Here is a 15,202-nt window from a genome sequence, read left to right as displayed (position 1 = left end):
CTAAGGTGCTTGACGGACAAGTAACAACCCGCCGTTAATGACCCGAGTGCCGACGAGCCGGAGGAGGACCTGTGAACCAGCGCGCGCACCCGGCTCCCGCCGGGACGGCCAGGGTGCCGGCGCAGTTGCGGTCCGAGGAGTCGGCACGGGAGGCGCCGGATTTCCCCGTCGGCCGGCCGGCCGCCCGGGGTGAGCACACCCACAGCGAGCCGCCGCTCCCACAGCCCAGGCCCGCCGTGCAGCGCGCGTCCGTGCGCGGGCAGATCCTCGACGCGCTGCGTACCGCACTGGTCAGCGGCGAGCTTGCGTCGGGCGAGGTGTACTCGGCACCGGCGCTGGGGGAGCGGTTCGGGGTCTCCGCGACACCGGTCCGCGAGGCGATGCAGCAGCTGGCGCAGGAGGGCGCGGTCGAGGTCGTGCCCAACCGCGGGTTCCGCGTCGTCGAGCGGGGCGCCCGCGAGCTCGCGGAACTGGCCGAGGTACGGGCGCTGATCGAGGTACCGGTGCTGCTGCGGCTGGCGCGCAGCGTACCCGCCGAGCGGTGGGCCGCGTTGCGGCCGCTCGCCGAGGAGTCGGTGCGGGCCGCGACGACCGGCTGCCGGGCGACCTACGCCGAGGCCGACCGGGCCTTCCACCGGGCGGTGCTGGCCCTTGCGGGCAACGAGCAGCTGGTCCAGGTCGCCGAGGACCTGCACCGGAGGGCTCTGCCGTTGCGCGGGGCCCGGGCGGAGCTGATGGCGGACGCCGCGGAGCACGCCGCGTTGCTGGAGGCGTTGATCGCGGGGGAGCTGGATGCGGTGCGCAGGCTGGTGGCCGGGCATTTCGCCGCCGCGCGCTGACAGGGGAGGGCGTTTGCGCGGCCTCCCGCCGTGGGGGTGGCAGCGGGGGCCGGGTGCGGGTGCGTCGTGGCTGGTCGCGCAGTTCCCCGCGCCCTTTACGGGGCGCTGCAGTCGCGTCAGCTCCGTAGCTGCGGGCAGGCTGGGGGAGGAACCCTGCAAGCGCCGGTGAGCGTCCCCACCCCCGGGCCCCATCCCCCGCCCAGTTCAGTTGCCCTGCGCCGTCTTCTGGTACGCGTCGTGCCAGGCCGCCTTGGCGCCCGAGTCGCCTATGCGGTAGACGTCGACGACCGCGCCGGCCGCCACGGCCACCGACAGCACGCCCACCACGATCCGCACCGGGAGGGCCGACCAGCGGGCGCCCTTCCCGGGAGCCTGCTCCTGACCGGTGCGTCGCGTTGCCCACCACACCACCGTGGCCAGTACGAACAGACCCAGGGCCCACGGCAGCAGACCGTCGCCCAGTTCGGTGTGCCGGCGGACCAGGGTGTCCTCGGTCACGTGCCGCTCCAGCCACTCGCCGGCCTGGGTCGTCAGCGGCACGCTGACCAGCGCGACCAGGGCGAGCCCCGGCAGCAGTACGCCCAGCCGCCGGGCGGCCCGCGGCCACAGCGCGGCGGCCACCAGGGCGAGGGCGGTCAGCGGGACCAGGACGACGACGATGTGGACCAGCAGGACATGGGCCGGCAGCCCGTTGACGGTGCTCATGGCGAAGCGCTCCTGAGGGGGGTGGGTCGGGGCGCGTCAGCCTGGCACAGCAGATTCTCAGTTTCCTCTGAGCCGGGTCTCAGGCGGTCGCCGCCCCCGGTGCGGGCGGAGACAGCTGCCTCGCCAGCCAGGTCGGGACGCCGCCCAGGAGGCGGAACAGGCGTCCGGCCTCCTCGCGCAGGCGGGACGCCTCGGGCTCGGACTCCGTGTCGGCCAGGGACGCGAGCGCCGGCGCCGTGCCCACCAGGTAGCCCAGTTCCTCCCTGATCCGCAGCGACTCCGCGAAACCGTGCCGTGCCTCCGCCAACTCCCCCTCCCGCAGCGCCAGTCCGGCAAGGTGACGCCAGGTGAAGGAGAGCAGGAGCGGGTCGGCGTGGGCGGTGGCGGCCGCGTGCGCACGGCGGTAGGCGGCGCGGGCCGCCTGCGGGGAGCCGGTGAGGTTCTCCGCCAGCAGACCCCGGCGGAAGTCGAGGAGGGCCCGGCCCGGCGCCCCCGGCGGGATCAGTGCCGCCGCCCTGCCGAGCGCGGCCCGCGCCTCGTCCGCCCGGTCGCGGACCCCGTGCAGGGTCGCGGCGTAGGCGAGTTGGCCGCGTTCACAGGCCGCGGCACCCCGCTCCTCGTCGGTCCTGGCCACCGCCTCCGCCGTCCGCAGCGCGTCCTCGGCCTCCTCCCAGCCCCCCTCGGTGTACAGACACCGCTCGACCATCAGCCCTGCCCGCTGCAGGGTGTACGACGCCGTGTCCGAGGGCAGCAGAGCCGCCGCGTCGGCCCAGCAGGCCCGCGAGCGCAGCCGCCACACCGCGGTCTGGAGCGGATCGTCACCAGCGGTCGTTCCGTTCCCAGACATGGCGGAGTACGCCACGTTGCCCTCCCCTAGCGCGCCGTCGAGCAGTGAAGTGGTGGCCGCATTCCAGCACCGATCGCCGCGCGGGGCCAAGAGGGTGGGTGAATAATTTCACAAAGTCGTGGGACGGTGGCGCCACTTGGCACGAGCCCGCCGCACGCCCGCGTGACCTCAGCTCATCCGCAACGCCAAGAAGAAATCGAGCTTGTCCTCCAGCCGGGACAGGTCCCGGCCCGTCAACTGCTCGATCCTCCCCACGCGATAGCGCAGCGTGTTGACGTGCAGGTGGAGACGGGTCGCACAACGGGTCCAGGAGCCGTCGCAGTCGAGGAACGCCTCCAGGGTGGGGATCAGTTCGGCGCGATGGCGGCGGTCGTAGTCCCGCAGCGGGTCCAGGAGGCGGGCGGTGAAGGCACGGCGGACGTCGTCCGGGACGAAGGGGAGCAGCAGGACGTGCGAGGCCAGTTCCTGGTGACCGGCCGCGCAGACCCGGCCCGGCCGGGCCGCGGCCACCCGGCGGGCGTGCCGGGCCTCCTCCAGGGCACCGCGCAGCCCCTCCGCCGAGTGCACGGCCGCGCTCACGCCGAGAGTGACCCGGCCGTCGTCGTCGAGACCCGCCGCCAGCGGAGCCCGGACGGCCTCCAGGAGAGCGTCGGCGTGGATGCCGGACTCGGAACCGCCGTGCTCGGCGGTGACGGCCGGCAGCGGGACGAGGGCGATCGCCTCGTCGCCGGTGTGGGCCACCGCTATCCGGTCGGAGGGCTCAGGGCCGGTCGCCAGGGGGTCGACCAGGATCTCCTCCAGCAGGGACTGCGCGACCGGGCCGCCCTGGACCTCCCCGCCGTCCCACTCGACCCGGGCCACGACCACCTGCCAGTGCGGGGCCGCGCCCAGCCCGGGCAGCAGGACCGGGGCGGCCACCCGCAGCCGGGCCGCGATCTCGGCCGGGGCCGCGCCCGTCTGCACCAGCTCCAGGACCTCCTGTGCGAGCCTGCGCCGCACCGTACGCGCCGCGTCACGCCGGTCGCGCTCCACGGCGATCAGCTGGGTCACGCCCTGGAGCAGGTCGAGCCGCTCCTCCGGCCAGTCACCCGCGTCCGCCTCCACCGCGAGCAGCCAGTCCGACAGCACGGTCTCGCGCACGTCCCGCGCGCCCTGCGGGGAACGGCTGCTGGAGCGGATCGGGAAGAGGGAGTACGTGGTCCCGCCGAGCAGCACGCGGTGCGGGCCGCGGCGGCCGGTACGAGTCGCGGCCAGGTGCTCGGCGGCCAGCCCGGCACAGGCGTCGGCGGGCAGCGCAGGCCCGGACACCTTGGAACCGGCGATCAGGCGGCCCGCGGGGGAGAGCACCCACGCGCGCAGGTCCAGGTCGGAGCCGAGCAGATCGAGGACCACGTCCGGGCCGCCGCCCGCCGGACCCGACGTCATCATCCGTCGGTGCCGGTCCACCACCGCCGCCAGATCCCCGGCGCGCTCGCCGCTGACCTGCCGTACGACATGCTCGGTGATCGTCGCGAAGGCCACCGACTCGTGCACCGCGAAGAGCGGCAGACGATGGCGCGCGCAGGCCGCGGCCAGGTCGTCCGGGATGTCGCCCAGCTCCGCCTCGCCGGCCGCCAGCGCGACCACCCCGGCCTGCACCAGCAGTCGTACGAACGGCTCGGAGTCCGCCGCGTCCCGGCGCCAGGCCAGGCCCGTCAGCACCAGCTCGCCGCCGGAGAGGTAGCGGCTCGGGTCGCGCAGGTCGGTGGTCATCACCCCGCGCACGGTGCGGTCCAGCTCGTCCTCGCCGCCGAGCAGCCGCAGGCCCAGCGCATCGGTGTCCAGCAGTGCGCGCAGCCGCATCTCGTCGCCGCCGTTCTGTGTCTCGAAATCTACGATGAATCTTGAAGGGTCACGGGGGAGGTCCCCGGCGGGCGCCTCCGCGGGCCGTCACCAAGGGCTGCCGGGCCGTCACCGGTGGTCGCCAGGACGTTTCCTGCGTTTCCACAGGAAAACCAAGAGGTTACTGATGACCTCCGTTCATACGAATCTACAAGATGCCCGTGCTGGCCAGCCAACTCCTTCATGGTTTCGGTGACTGACCCCGCTGGAGTAAGGGGCGGTGTACTGGCGTCATTCCGCGTTAACAGGACATGAACGAGCCGCGCCCGCCGCACACGGATTGGCTCAATCCACACGACTCACGAGACTCACGAGACGGAGAAGAGAGCCGGTCATGGACTTCCTTCGCCCCGCCAGCTGGGAGGAGGCGCTCGCCGCGAAGGCCGAGCACCCCACCGCAGTGCCGATCGCGGGTGGCACCGATGTGATGGTCGAGATCAACTTCGACCACCGCCGGCCCGAGTACCTCCTCGATCTCAACCGCATCGGCGATCTCTACGAATGGGAGGTCGGCGAGGAGAGCGTACGGCTCGGCGCCTCCGTCCCGTACACCCGGATCATGGAGAACCTCCGCGCCGAACTCCCCGGTCTCGCCCTCGCCTCGCACACCGTCGCCTCCCCGCAGATCCGCAACCGCGGCGGCGTCGGCGGCAACCTCGGCACCGCGTCCCCGGCCGGCGACGCCCACCCCGCGCTGCTCGCGGCGGGCGCCGAGGTCGAGGCGGAGTCGGTGCGCGGCACCCGGCTCATCCCCATCGACGAGTTCTACACCGGCGTCAAGCGCAACGCCCTCGCGCCGGACGAACTGATCCGCGCGGTGCACGTGAAGAAGGCCGACGGACCGCAGCAGTACTCGAAGGTCGGTACCCGCAACGCCATGGTGATCGCCGTGTGCGCCTTCGGGCTCGCCCTGCACCCCCGGACGCGGACCGTGCGGACCGGGATCGGCTCGGCGGCCCCGACGCCCGTGCGGGCGAAGACCGCCGAGGAGTTCCTGAACGCGGCGCTCGACGAGGGCGGCTTCTGGGACAACGGAAAGATCATCACCCCGTCGGTCGCCAAGCAGTTCGCGGACCTGTGCGCCGCCGCCTGCAACCCGATCGACGACGTCCGGGGCACCGCGAGCTACCGCCGCCACGCGGTCGGCGTGATGGCCCGCCGGACCCTGACCTGGACCTGGGAGTCGTACCGCGGCACTACCGGGCAGAACCCTGAGCAGAAGGGGAGTGTCGCCTGATGCGCGTCAACTTCACCGTCAACGGACGTCCGCAGGAAGCCGACGACGTGTGGGAGGGCGAGTCCCTGCTGTACGTGCTGCGGGAGCGGCTCGGCCTGCCCGGTTCCAAGAACGCCTGCGAGCAGGGCGAGTGCGGGTCCTGCACCGTCCGGCTGGACGGCGTGCCCGTGTGCTCGTGCCTGGTGGCGGCGGGGCAGGTGGAGGGGCGGGAGGTCGTCACCGTGGAGGGGCTGGCGGAGTTCGCGGAGCGGCGGGCCTGCGGCGGCGGGACGTGCGACAGTGCTATGTCACATGTCACGCGTGACACCTCACAGAACTGGCAGCCCAAGCCCCCCACCGACTCCCAGACCGGCGAACGAACCCAACTCTCCCCCATCCAGCAGGCCTTCATCGACGCCGGCGCCGTCCAGTGCGGCTTCTGCACCCCCGGCCTCCTCGTCGCCGCCGACGAGATGCTGGAGCGCAACCCCAACCCGAGCGACGCGGACATCCGCGAGGCGCTCTCGGGCAACCTGTGCCGCTGCACGGGCTACGAGAAGATCATGGACGCGGTCCGCCTCGCGGCCGCACGGCAGGGAGAGGCGGTCTGAACCGGATGCCCACCAACGGCGCCCCCCTCGGCACGCCCACCAAGGTCACCCAGGGCTCCCAGACCAAGGGCGGCATCGGCGAGTCCACGCTCCGCCCGGACGGCACCCTCAAGGTCACCGGCGAGTTCGCGTACTCGTCCGACATGTGGCACGAGGACATGCTCTGGGGCCAGATCCTCCGCTCCACGGTCGCGCACGCCGAGATCGTGTCGATCGACACCAGCGAGGCCCTCGCCCAGCCCGGCGTCTACGCCGTCATGACCTACGACGACCTGCCCACCGAGGTGAAGAACTACGGCCTGGAGATCCAGGACACCCCGGTCCTCGCGCACGGCAAGGTCCGCCACCACGGCGAGCCGGTCGCGATCGTCGCCGCGGACCACCCGGAGACCGCCCGCCGCGCGGCCGCCAAGATCAAGGTCGAGTACCGCGAGCTGCCCGTCATCACCGACGAGGCCTCGGCCACCGCGCCCGACGCGGTCCTGGTCCACGAGGGCCGCGACGACCACCACATCGGCCACGTCCCGCACCCCAACATCGTGCACCGCCAGCCGATCATCCGCGGCAACGCCGACGAGGCCGCGAAGAAGGCCGACGTCATCGTCAAGGGCGAGTACTACTTCGGCATGCAGGACCAGGCCTTCCTCGGCCCCGAGTCCGGGCTCGCCGTCCCCGAGGAGGACGGCGGCGTCCACCTCTACATCGCCACCCAGTGGCTGCACAGCGACCTGCGCCAGATCGCTCCCGTCCTCGGCCTGCCCGAGGACAAGGTGCGGATGACGCTGTCCGGTGTCGGCGGCGCGTTCGGCGGCCGCGAGGACCTGTCGATGCAGATCCACGCCTGCCTGCTGGTCCTGCGCACCGGCAAGCCGGTGAAGATCGTCTACAACCGGTTCGAGTCCTTCTTCGGGCACGTCCACCGCCACCCGGCCCGGCTCTACTACGAGCACGGGGCAACGCGCGAAGGCAAGTTGACCCACGTCAAGTGCCGGATCGTGCTCGACGGCGGTGCCTACGCCTCCGCCTCCCCGGCCGTCGTCGGCAACGCCTCCTCGCTCGGCATCGGGCCGTACGTCGTCGACGACGTCGAGATCGAGGCCATCGCCCTCTACACCAACAACCCGCCCTGCGGCGCGATGCGCGGCTTCGGCGCGGTCCAGGCGTGCTTCGCCTACGAGGCGCAGATGGACAAGGTCGCCCAGCAGCTCGGCTTGGACCCGGTGGAGTTCAGGAAGCTGAACGCCATGGAGCAGGGCACGATCATGCCGACCGGCCAGCCGGTGGACTCGCCGGCCCCGGTCGCCGAACTCCTGCGCCGGGTCACGGCGATGCCGCTGCCGCCCGAGCGCCAGTGGGAGAGCAGCGAGGGCGCGGACGTACGGCAGCTGCCCGGCGGTCTGTCCAACACCACGCACGGCGAGGGCGTCGTACGCGGCATCGGGTACGCGGTCGGCATCAAGAACGTCGGTTTCTCCGAGGGCTTCGACGACTACTCGACCGCGCGGGTGCGCATGGAGGTGGTCGGCGGCGAGCCGGTGGCCGTCGTGCACACCGCGATGGCGGAGGTCGGGCAGGGCGGGGTGACCGTCCACGCGCAGATCGCGCGCACCGAGCTCGGCGTGGCGCAGGTGACCATCCACCCGGCCAACACCCAGGTGGGTTCGGCGGGTTCGACCTCGGCCTCCCGGCAGACGTACGTGACCGGCGGCGCCGTGAAGAACTCCTGCGAGCTGGTCCGCGAGCGGGTGCTGGAGCTGGGCCGCCGCAAGTTCGGTACGTACCACCCCGCCTGGGCGACGGCCGAACTGCTCCTGGAGGGCGGCAAGGTGGTCACCGACGGTGGTGAGGTGCTCGCCGATCTGGTCGACGTGCTCGGTGACGAGGCCGTGGAGGTCGAGGCGGAGTGGCGGCACCGGCCGACCGTGCCGTTTGACCTGCACACCGGTCAGGGCCACGGCCACGTCCAGTACAGCTTCGCCGCGCACCGCGCGGTCGTCGAGGTGGACACCGAGCTGGGCCTGGTCAAGGTGATCGAGCTGGCCTGCGCCCAGGACGTCGGCAAGGCGCTCAACCCGCTCTCCGTCGTCGGCCAGATCCAGGGCGGTACGACCCAGGGCCTGGGCATCGCGGTGATGGAGGAGATCATCGTCGACCCGAAGACCGCGAAGGTCAGGAACCCGTCCTTCACGGACTACCTGATCCCGACCATCCTCGACACGCCGACCATCCCGGTCGACGTCCTCGAACTCGCCGACGACCACGCCCCGTACGGGCTCCGTGGCATCGGTGAGGCCCCGACCCTGTCCTCGACCCCGGCGGTCCTCGCGGCGATCCGCAACGCGACCGGCCTGGAGCTCAACCGGACACCGGTCCGCCCAGAACACCTGACGGGCAACGCGTAACACTGCCGAACGGCAGCCCGGCGCCGGGCAGTTGCCCCACCACCCGGCGCCGAACCCACAAGCGTGCACCTCCGGGCCGTCCCCCGGGTCATGCACTTCCCAAATCCCGCGTGCCGCCGAAGACATCGGCATGCGCGGGGGCCCCTGTGAACCTTGGGAGACGGCACCATGACCCAGCAGTCACTCGAACCCAGGGCGACGGCCGAAGACGCGGGAGAAGGCACCCGCGTCCCGGCCGGACGGTCCTGGCTCGACCGCTACTTTCACATATCCCGGCGCGGATCGAGCGTCGCGCGTGAAGTCCGCGGCGGCGTCACCACCTTCATGGCGATGGCGTACATCCTCCTGCTCAACCCCCTGATCCTGTCCGGCAAGGACGCGGCCGGGGACACGCTCGGCCAGAAGGCCCTGATCACCGCGACGGCGTTCGCGGCGGCCTTCACCACGCTGCTGATGGGCTTCGTCGGCAAGGTGCCGCTCGCGCTCGCCGCCGGCCTCTCGGTCTCGGGCGTGCTCTCCTCGCAGGTCGCCCCGCAGATGACCTGGCCGCAGGCGATGGGCATGTGCGTGATGTACGGCGTCGTCATCATGCTCCTGGTCGTCACCGGCCTGCGCGAGATGATCATGAACGCGATCCCGCTCGCGCTCAAGCACGGCATCACCATGGGCATCGGCCTGTTCATCGCGCTCATCGGCTTCTACAAGTCCGGCTTCGTGCACCAGGGCAAGGCCACCCCGGTCACCCTCGGCCCCGCCGGCGAACTGGCCGGCTGGCCGGTGCTGCTCTTCGCCGGCACCCTGCTGCTGATCTTCATGCTGCAGGCGCGGAACGTTCCCGGTGCGATCCTGATCGGCATCATCAGCGGCACCGTCGTGGCGGCCGCGCTGAACGGGCTCGGGGTCGTCGACCCCAGGCAGTGGGCCGACGGCGCCCCCGAACTGCACGGCTCCGCCGTCTCCATGCCGGACTTCTCGCTCTTCGGGCACGTCGAGTTCGGCGGCTGGGGCAAGGTCGGCGCGATGACGGTGGCGATGATCGTCTTCACCCTGGTGCTCGCCGGGTTCTTCGACGCGATGGCCACCATCATCGGCGTCGGCACCGAGGCGAAGCTGGCCGACGACAAGGGCCGGATGCCGGGGCTGTCCAAGGCGCTGTTCATCGACGGCGCGGGCGGCGCGATCGGCGGGGTCGCGGGCGGCTCCGGCCAGACCGTCTTCATCGAGTCGGCCACAGGGGTCGGCGAGGGTGCCCGCACCGGTCTCGCCTCCGTCGTCACCGGCTTGTTCTTCGCGGCCTGCCTGTTCTTCACGCCGCTCACCGCGATCGTCCCGCAGGAGGTGGCCTCGGCCGCCCTGGTGGTCATCGGCGCGATGATGCTGATGAACGCCCGGCACGTGGACTGGGCCGACCGGGCCACCGCCATTCCGGTGTTCCTGACGGTCGTCCTGATGCCCTTCACGTACACGATCACCACCGGTGTGGCCGCCGGGGTGATCTCCTACACCGCCATCAGGACGGCTCAGGGCAGGGGGCGGGAGATCGGGGCATTCATGTGGGGCCTGACAGGGATCTTCCTGGTCTACTTCGCCCTCAATCCCATTGAGAGCTGGATGGGCGTCCACTAGTCGCTCCGCTGGTTCAGCCGTGACGGGCCGGTGGTCGGGTGCCGGTCCGTCGTGGCTGGTCGCGCAGTTCCTACCCCCAGCCTTCGGCTGGGGGTACCCCCAGCGCCCCTTGCGGGGCGCCTGTCCTCAACCTCGTTAAGGAGATCTGGACATGTTGGACATCGCCGAGGAGCTGAACCGGTGGGTCGCGGACGGCCGTGACTTCGCCGTGGCCACGGTGGTGGCCGTTGGCGGGAGTGCGCCGCGGCAGCCCGGTGCCGCTCTCGCGGTGGATGCCGAGGGGACCGCCGTCGGTTCGGTCTCCGGCGGCTGTGTCGAGGGTGCCGTGTACGAGCTGTGCCGGGAGGCGCTGGAGGACGGGGAGACCGTTCTGGAGCGCTTCGGGTACAGCGACGAGGACGCCTTCGCCGTCGGCCTGACCTGTGGCGGCGTCATCGACATCCTCGTGACCCCGGTCCGGGCGGACGACCCTGCCCGGCCGGTGGTCGCGGCGGCGCTGGCCGCGGCCGCGGGCGGGCGGGCTGCGGCCCTCGCGCGGGTCGTCACCGGGCCCGCGGAGCTGCTGGGCCGCGCCCTCCTGGTGGACGCCGACGGTGCCCACCAGGGCGGCTTCGGCGCCCACCCCGAGCTGGACCGCACGGTCGCCGCCGACGCCGCCGCCTTCCTGGACGCGGGCCGCACCGGCACCCTGGAGATCGGAGAGCAGGGCTCTCGGTGCGGAGCACCGCTCACGGTGCTGGTCGAGTCGTCCGTCCCGCCGCCCCGGATGATCGTCTTCGGCGCGATCGACTTCGCGTCGGCGCTGGTCAGGGTCGGCAAGTTCCTCGGCTATCGCGTGACGGTGTGCGACGCGCGGCCGGTCTTCGCCACCAGGACCCGCTTCCCGGAGGCCGACGAGATCGTCGTCGAGTGGCCGCACCGGTACCTGGAGCGCACGCGGGTCGACGGCCGTACCGTCCTGTGCGTCCTCACCCACGACGCAAAGTTCGACGTCCCGCTGCTCCGGCTCGCCCTGCGCCTGCCGGTGGCCTACGTCGGCGCGATGGGCTCCCGACGCACCCACCTGGACCGCAACGAACGCCTGCGCGAGGTCGGCGTCACCGAACTGGAGCTGGCCCGCCTCCGGTCGCCCATCGGCCTGGACCTCGGCGCCCGTACGCCGGAGGAGACCGCGCTGTCGATCGGCGCCGAGATCGTCGCGAACCGCCGGGGCGGCAGCGGGGTCTGCCTGACCGGCGCGCACACCCCGATCCACCACGACGTGACGTCCGCGGCGCTCCCGGCGCGGCGGATCGGATCGGTGGCGTAGAGCCCCCGGTCAGGGCTGCCGGAGGAGTGCGTTGACCGCCCGCCCGAACACGGCCCGGGAGGCCCGGCGGACCAGCGGGTCGAAGAGCGAGGGCAGCCCCCGGACCCGCAGTTCCTCGTGCCAGACCACCCGGGTGCGGCCGCCGGGCCCGGGGTGCACCTCCAGTTCGGCCCAGCCGAGCACCACCCGGCCGTGCTTGACCAGGCGGCACCGGCCGGAGCCGCCGTCCCGCGGGGGCTCCCAGACGGTCACCTCCATGGGGTCGTCGAACGACAGCGGCCCGAACCCGGAACGGGCCACGAAGACCGTGCCCTCGTGGGTCGGGGGGTCGGTGAGCACGGTGACCCGGGTCAGCGGAACCACGTCGGCGTGCCGGGACCACTGCGTGAGCCGGCGCCAGGCCTCGTCGATCGGCAGCGGAGCCGTCCGCTGAAGGAGGAAGTTGACCACGGCACGATCGTAGGGAACCGGCCACCGTGCGCGGGTCGCACACGGGATGTTCACGGGACCGACAGATGCGTCCAGGTCGGGCCGGCGCCGGACCTTGCGCCGTACGACCCCGCAATGGCGGGCAAACCGCCTGCCTGCAGCCCGCACCACCGGACGGATCCACCGCACCGGCGAGTCGGGCGCCCGGCCGGGGTTCGGGGGCCGGGCGCCCGGGCGGTCCGGGCCGGTGGTCACCTCCCGGTGACGGACTCCACCCAGCTGATGAAGTTCGTCGTCGGGTCGCCGGTGCGCTCGGCCTCGGTGTGTCCCTGGGCCCAGACGGTGGCGAAGTCGACGTCGCGGATGCCGTAGTTGCGCAGGGCCAACTGGAGGTTGATCTCGGTGGTGTTGGCGGTGTCGCCCTGCATGATGCCGGTGCGGATGCGCCAGTGACGCGCCACCCGCGACCGGCGGTAGCCGTCGAAGGCGGGGGAGAGGAAGTACAGCGGGTTGTACGCGTCGGCCCGCCAGCCCATGTCCTTGCCGACGCTGTCCTTCTTCGCGAAGTCGCTGTCGTACGCCGCGGAGCCGTAGTCGGAGCTCCAGTCGGCGTAGGTGGCGTACGTCGTCTCGTTCGCCCTGACGACGTCACGGGTGAGCGGGGCGAAGTGCGCGGGGGCGTTGAGCCCCGTCGCGAAGACGCCGTTCTCGGTCTGCCCGCGGGAGTACCCGTCGAACGCGCCGACCGGCTTGCTCGCGGTCTTCTGGCTGGTGACGAAGCCTTCGAGGCCGGACACCGTCGCCGTGTTGGTCGTGGCGTCGTACGTGACCCACGTACTGCCGGTGTTGAGGTAGGCGATGTAGTCGTCGACCGTCTGGTACGTGGTCGAGGTACCCGGCCGGCCCGAGCCGGGCGGACCGCCCATCGTGGTGACGGTGTACGGGAACGTGGTGTCGGAGAGGAAGTTGTTCAGCGAGGTGGTGATCACCTCGACCAGGTGGTCGTAGTAGCTGCCGGCCAGGTAGGTGCCGCTGTCGGACTCGGTCAGCTTCAGGCGCCTGCCCTGCTCGTCACGCAGTCCCAGCCGGTCGAGGTACCTGGGCCAGGCCTTCGCGAGGTCCGCCGAGTAGGCGCCGGTCCAGGTGCCGGACGCGCGCGTGCCTTCCGAGGCGAACTGGCCCATGTTCCACTCGTAGGACAGGTTGGCCTCGTGCAGGCTGGTGATCGGGCACCAGGCCATGACGGCGGCGACCGCGTCGCTGAGGGGCCTGCCCTGGGCGTCCGCCATCGCCGCGCCGATCGTACGCAGGTACGGGTGGTACAGGGGGCTGTCGCCGGAGGCGCCCGCCACGGTGTCCTGGGCGCCGCCGCCGCTCATGCCGAACAGGACGATGTCGTCCGTGCTGCCGGGCAGGACGCTCCGGTTGTACCGCAGGAAGCGGACCGCGGCCTTGAGGTCGGTCACGCCCCAGGGGGCCGCGTCGGAGCGGGTGCTGGTCGAGCTGTCCCGGCCGCGCAGGCCCGGCCACACGTAGATGTGCCCGGCCGCGAGGTACTGCGCGACGCTGCTGTAGCTGTAGGACGTGGTCGGCTTCTGGGCGGCGTAGCCGGGGGTGTTGACCGGGATCACGATCGGCGCCGTGCGCCCCGAGCACGCGCCGACGGTGCCCTTCGGGTCGACCGTCGCGGTGTACGTGGTGCCGTCGCTGTTCACGGTTGCCTTGAGGTAGGCGCCCGGCACGTAGACCGAGAGGTTCTCGATGTCCGTGGCGGCCGGGTCGGTGACGTACACCTTCCCCAGCTGGTAGTACACGTCGTTGGCCGAGTCGTACGACCAGGCGGTGGGATCGAACTCCAGCGAGTACGCCGGGTCCGCCGTGGACGTGCCGGACGAACCGGTCGACGACGAGGTGCCGGCGAAAGCCCTGCCTGCCGCGCCCTCGGCCATTCCGAACGCGGCCATGGCTGCGGCGCCCCGGACAACGGTTCTGCGGTTGATCTCCACCCGTGGACCTCCTTGTGCATCGGGTTGCGGTGCGGCTCTTCCGAGTCCCCGACTGTAGGCAAGGAGGCATGAGATTGTTGACAATGTTGATGATTATTTTGTTAGAAGGTTGCCGGGTGTCGTGCGGAGCCGGCGGTCGTTCCCCCGGGAGGGTTCGGCCTTCGGGGCCTCGTGGTGTGAGCATGGAGGAAGGAGACCCGACCCCGCCCGGAGAGGACGAACCGTGCGCTACCGGGACCGCGCCCACGCGGGCCGCGAACTCGCCGCCGCGTTGGGCGAGTTGCGTGACGAGGGCGCCCTGCCCGACCCGATCGTGCTGGCGCTGCCCCGGGGCGGAGCGGCGGTCGCCGCCGAGGTGGCGCGCGAGCTGTCGGCCCCGCTCGACGTGCTCGTCGTACGCAAGATCGGAGCCCCCTACCACGAGGAGTTCGGCGTCGGTGCGATCGCCGGGGACGACCCGCCACTCCTGGACCTGGCGACCCTGGCCCACCTGGACCTGAGCGAGGACTCCCTCGCCCCCGTCGTCGAGCGGGAGCGGCAGGAACTGCGCCGCCGCGAGCGCCGCTACCGTGAGGGCCGGCCGCCGCCCGCGCTGCGCGGCCGTACCGTGCTCGTCGTCGACGACGGCCTCGCCACCGGCTCCACCGCCCGCGCCGCGCTGCGTCACGTACGCGGGCGGGGCCCCGCGCGGACCGTCCTGGCCGTCCCGGTCGGCGCCCCCGACTCCCTGGACGCGCTCGCCGCCGAGGCCGACCTCGTCGTCTGCCCGTACCGTCCGGCCGTGTTCAGCGCGGTCGGTCAGTGGTACGACGACTTCGCGCAGCTGACGGACGACGACGTGCTCGACGCGCTGCGCCGGGCCTGACCGGGACGGGGCGCGCGGTGCCGGAGCTGGCCGACGACGAGGCACGACGCCGGTTCGCGGCGGCCCGGGTGGCCCGGCTCGCGACCGTGGACGGGAACGGCCGCCCCCATCTGGTGCCGGTCGTCTTCGCCCTGCACGGCGCCGACGGGATCGTCACCGCCGTGGACCACAAACCCAAGACCACCACCCGTCTCAAGCGGCTGCGCAACATCGCCGCGCGGCCGTCCGTGTGCCTGCTCGCGGACGACTACGACGAGAACTGGGACCGCCTGTGGTGGGTCCGGGCGGACGGCGAGGCGGCCGTGGTTCCCGCCGGCGCGGAACTCGTCGGGCCGCTGAGCGCGAAGTACCCGCAGTACCGGGAACACCCGCCGGCCGGCACGGTCGTCCTCGTGACCGTGACCCGCTGGACCGGCTGGCAGTCGGCGCCCCTGTGACCCGGCCGCCTCCGGTCCGCCGGAGCGCG

The 15,202-nt window shown here is 72.3% G+C and carries 13 protein-coding genes; 8 read left to right on the top strand and 5 right to left on the bottom strand.

The genetic code is table 11. The features are described from left to right. Positions 1–71 precede the first annotated feature (71 nt). Positions 72–839, top strand: a complete 768-nt coding sequence (locus ACZ63F_RS20805; protein WP_469712780.1) for a GntR family transcriptional regulator — start codon at positions 72–74, stop codon at positions 837–839. Between the two features lie 204 nt (positions 840–1,043). Here ACZ63F_RS20805 and ACZ63F_RS20800 read toward each other — a convergent pair whose 3' ends face one another. From ACZ63F_RS20800 to ACZ63F_RS20790, 3 genes are all read right to left on the bottom strand, one after another. Next, complete coding sequence (locus ACZ63F_RS20800; protein ID WP_352358847.1) at positions 1,044–1,544, bottom strand: DUF2231 domain-containing protein; 501 nt, start codon at positions 1,542–1,544, stop codon at positions 1,044–1,046. A 79-nt stretch (positions 1,545–1,623) separates the two neighbouring features. After that, positions 1,624–2,391: a hypothetical protein gene (locus tag ACZ63F_RS20795; protein ID WP_352358849.1), complete on the bottom strand. Its 768-nt coding sequence runs from the start codon at positions 2,389–2,391 to the stop codon at positions 1,624–1,626. A 168-nt stretch (positions 2,392–2,559) separates the two neighbouring features. Continuing rightward, positions 2,560–4,233 carry a PucR family transcriptional regulator gene (locus ACZ63F_RS20790; RefSeq protein ID WP_469712778.1) on the bottom strand — a complete coding sequence of 558 codons (1,674 nt, stop codon included), beginning with the start codon at positions 4,231–4,233 and terminating at the stop codon, positions 2,560–2,562. A gap of 373 nt (positions 4,234–4,606) precedes the next feature. Here ACZ63F_RS20790 and ACZ63F_RS20785 point away from each other — a divergent pair, with 373 nt between their 5' ends. The 5 genes from ACZ63F_RS20785 (at position 4,607) to ACZ63F_RS20765 (ending at position 11,436) form a co-directional block, all read left to right on the top strand. After that, positions 4,607–5,509 (top strand): FAD binding domain-containing protein, encoded by a 903-nt coding sequence (locus ACZ63F_RS20785; RefSeq protein WP_469712777.1) that lies wholly within the window; start codon positions 4,607–4,609, stop codon positions 5,507–5,509. Further along, the gene (locus ACZ63F_RS20780) at positions 5,509–6,099 is read left to right on the top strand and encodes a (2Fe-2S)-binding protein (RefSeq protein ID WP_352358855.1); all 591 of its coding nucleotides are present in this window, start codon (positions 5,509–5,511) and stop codon (positions 6,097–6,099) included. The genes ACZ63F_RS20785 and ACZ63F_RS20780 overlap by 1 nt, the downstream gene beginning before the upstream one ends. Positions 6,100–6,104: 5 nt before the next feature. Beyond that, the gene (locus ACZ63F_RS20775; protein ID WP_469712776.1) at positions 6,105–8,501 is read left to right on the top strand and encodes a xanthine dehydrogenase family protein molybdopterin-binding subunit; all 2,397 of its coding nucleotides are present in this window, start codon (positions 6,105–6,107) and stop codon (positions 8,499–8,501) included. A gap of 168 nt (positions 8,502–8,669) precedes the next feature. Beyond that, positions 8,670–10,127 (top strand): NCS2 family permease, encoded by a 1,458-nt coding sequence (locus ACZ63F_RS20770; RefSeq protein WP_469712774.1) that lies wholly within the window; start codon positions 8,670–8,672, stop codon positions 10,125–10,127. Between the two features lie 151 nt (positions 10,128–10,278). Next, on the top strand, positions 10,279–11,436 hold the full coding sequence (locus tag ACZ63F_RS20765) for an XdhC family protein (RefSeq protein WP_469712773.1): 1,158 nt from the start codon (positions 10,279–10,281) through the stop codon (positions 11,434–11,436). Between the two features lie 9 nt (positions 11,437–11,445). Here ACZ63F_RS20765 and ACZ63F_RS20760 read toward each other — a convergent pair whose 3' ends face one another. Both ACZ63F_RS20760 and ACZ63F_RS20755 read right to left on the bottom strand, forming a co-directional pair. Beyond that, entirely contained in the window at positions 11,446–11,886 is a 441-nt protein-coding gene (locus ACZ63F_RS20760; protein WP_469712771.1) for an SRPBCC family protein, read from the bottom strand. Between the two features lie 230 nt (positions 11,887–12,116). Next, positions 12,117–13,871 carry an esterase gene (locus ACZ63F_RS20755; protein WP_469712770.1) on the bottom strand — a complete coding sequence of 585 codons (1,755 nt, stop codon included), beginning with the start codon at positions 13,869–13,871 and terminating at the stop codon, positions 12,117–12,119. Between the two features lie 223 nt (positions 13,872–14,094). Here ACZ63F_RS20755 and ACZ63F_RS20750 point away from each other — a divergent pair, with 223 nt between their 5' ends. Further along, positions 14,095–14,736: a phosphoribosyltransferase gene (locus ACZ63F_RS20750; RefSeq protein ID WP_469712768.1), complete on the top strand. Its 642-nt coding sequence runs from the start codon at positions 14,095–14,097 to the stop codon at positions 14,734–14,736. 17 nt (positions 14,737–14,753) lie between these two features. After that, the gene (locus tag ACZ63F_RS20745; RefSeq protein ID WP_469712767.1) at positions 14,754–15,173 is read left to right on the top strand and encodes a TIGR03668 family PPOX class F420-dependent oxidoreductase; all 420 of its coding nucleotides are present in this window, start codon (positions 14,754–14,756) and stop codon (positions 15,171–15,173) included. The last annotated feature ends 29 nt before the right edge of the window (positions 15,174–15,202 follow it).

It is taken from the genome of Streptomyces sp. NPDC104761, from assembly GCF_055583445.1.
This window is presented reverse-complemented; position numbering and strand designations above follow the sequence as displayed.

Excerpts from the sequence above, each read along its gene's own strand:
- ACZ63F_RS20780 (WP_352358855.1), top strand. The coding sequence starts at position 5,509 with ATGCGCGTCAACTTCACCGTCAACGGACGTCCGCAGGAAGCCGACGAC.
- ACZ63F_RS20765 (WP_469712773.1), top strand. The coding sequence starts at position 10,279 with ATGTTGGACATCGCCGAGGAGCTGAACCGGTGGGTCGCGGACGGCCGT.
- ACZ63F_RS20800 (WP_352358847.1), bottom strand. The coding sequence starts at position 1,544 with ATGAGCACCGTCAACGGGCTGCCGGCCCATGTCCTGCTGGTCCACATC.
- ACZ63F_RS20785 (WP_469712777.1), top strand. The coding sequence starts at position 4,607 with ATGGACTTCCTTCGCCCCGCCAGCTGGGAGGAGGCGCTCGCCGCGAAG.
- ACZ63F_RS20795 (WP_352358849.1), bottom strand. The coding sequence starts at position 2,391 with ATGTCTGGGAACGGAACGACCGCTGGTGACGATCCGCTCCAGACCGCG.
- ACZ63F_RS20790 (WP_469712778.1), bottom strand. The coding sequence starts at position 4,233 with ATGCGGCTGCGCGCACTGCTGGACACCGATGCGCTGGGCCTGCGGCTG.
- ACZ63F_RS20775 (WP_469712776.1), top strand. The coding sequence starts at position 6,105 with ATGCCCACCAACGGCGCCCCCCTCGGCACGCCCACCAAGGTCACCCAG.
- ACZ63F_RS20770 (WP_469712774.1), top strand. The coding sequence starts at position 8,670 with ATGACCCAGCAGTCACTCGAACCCAGGGCGACGGCCGAAGACGCGGGA.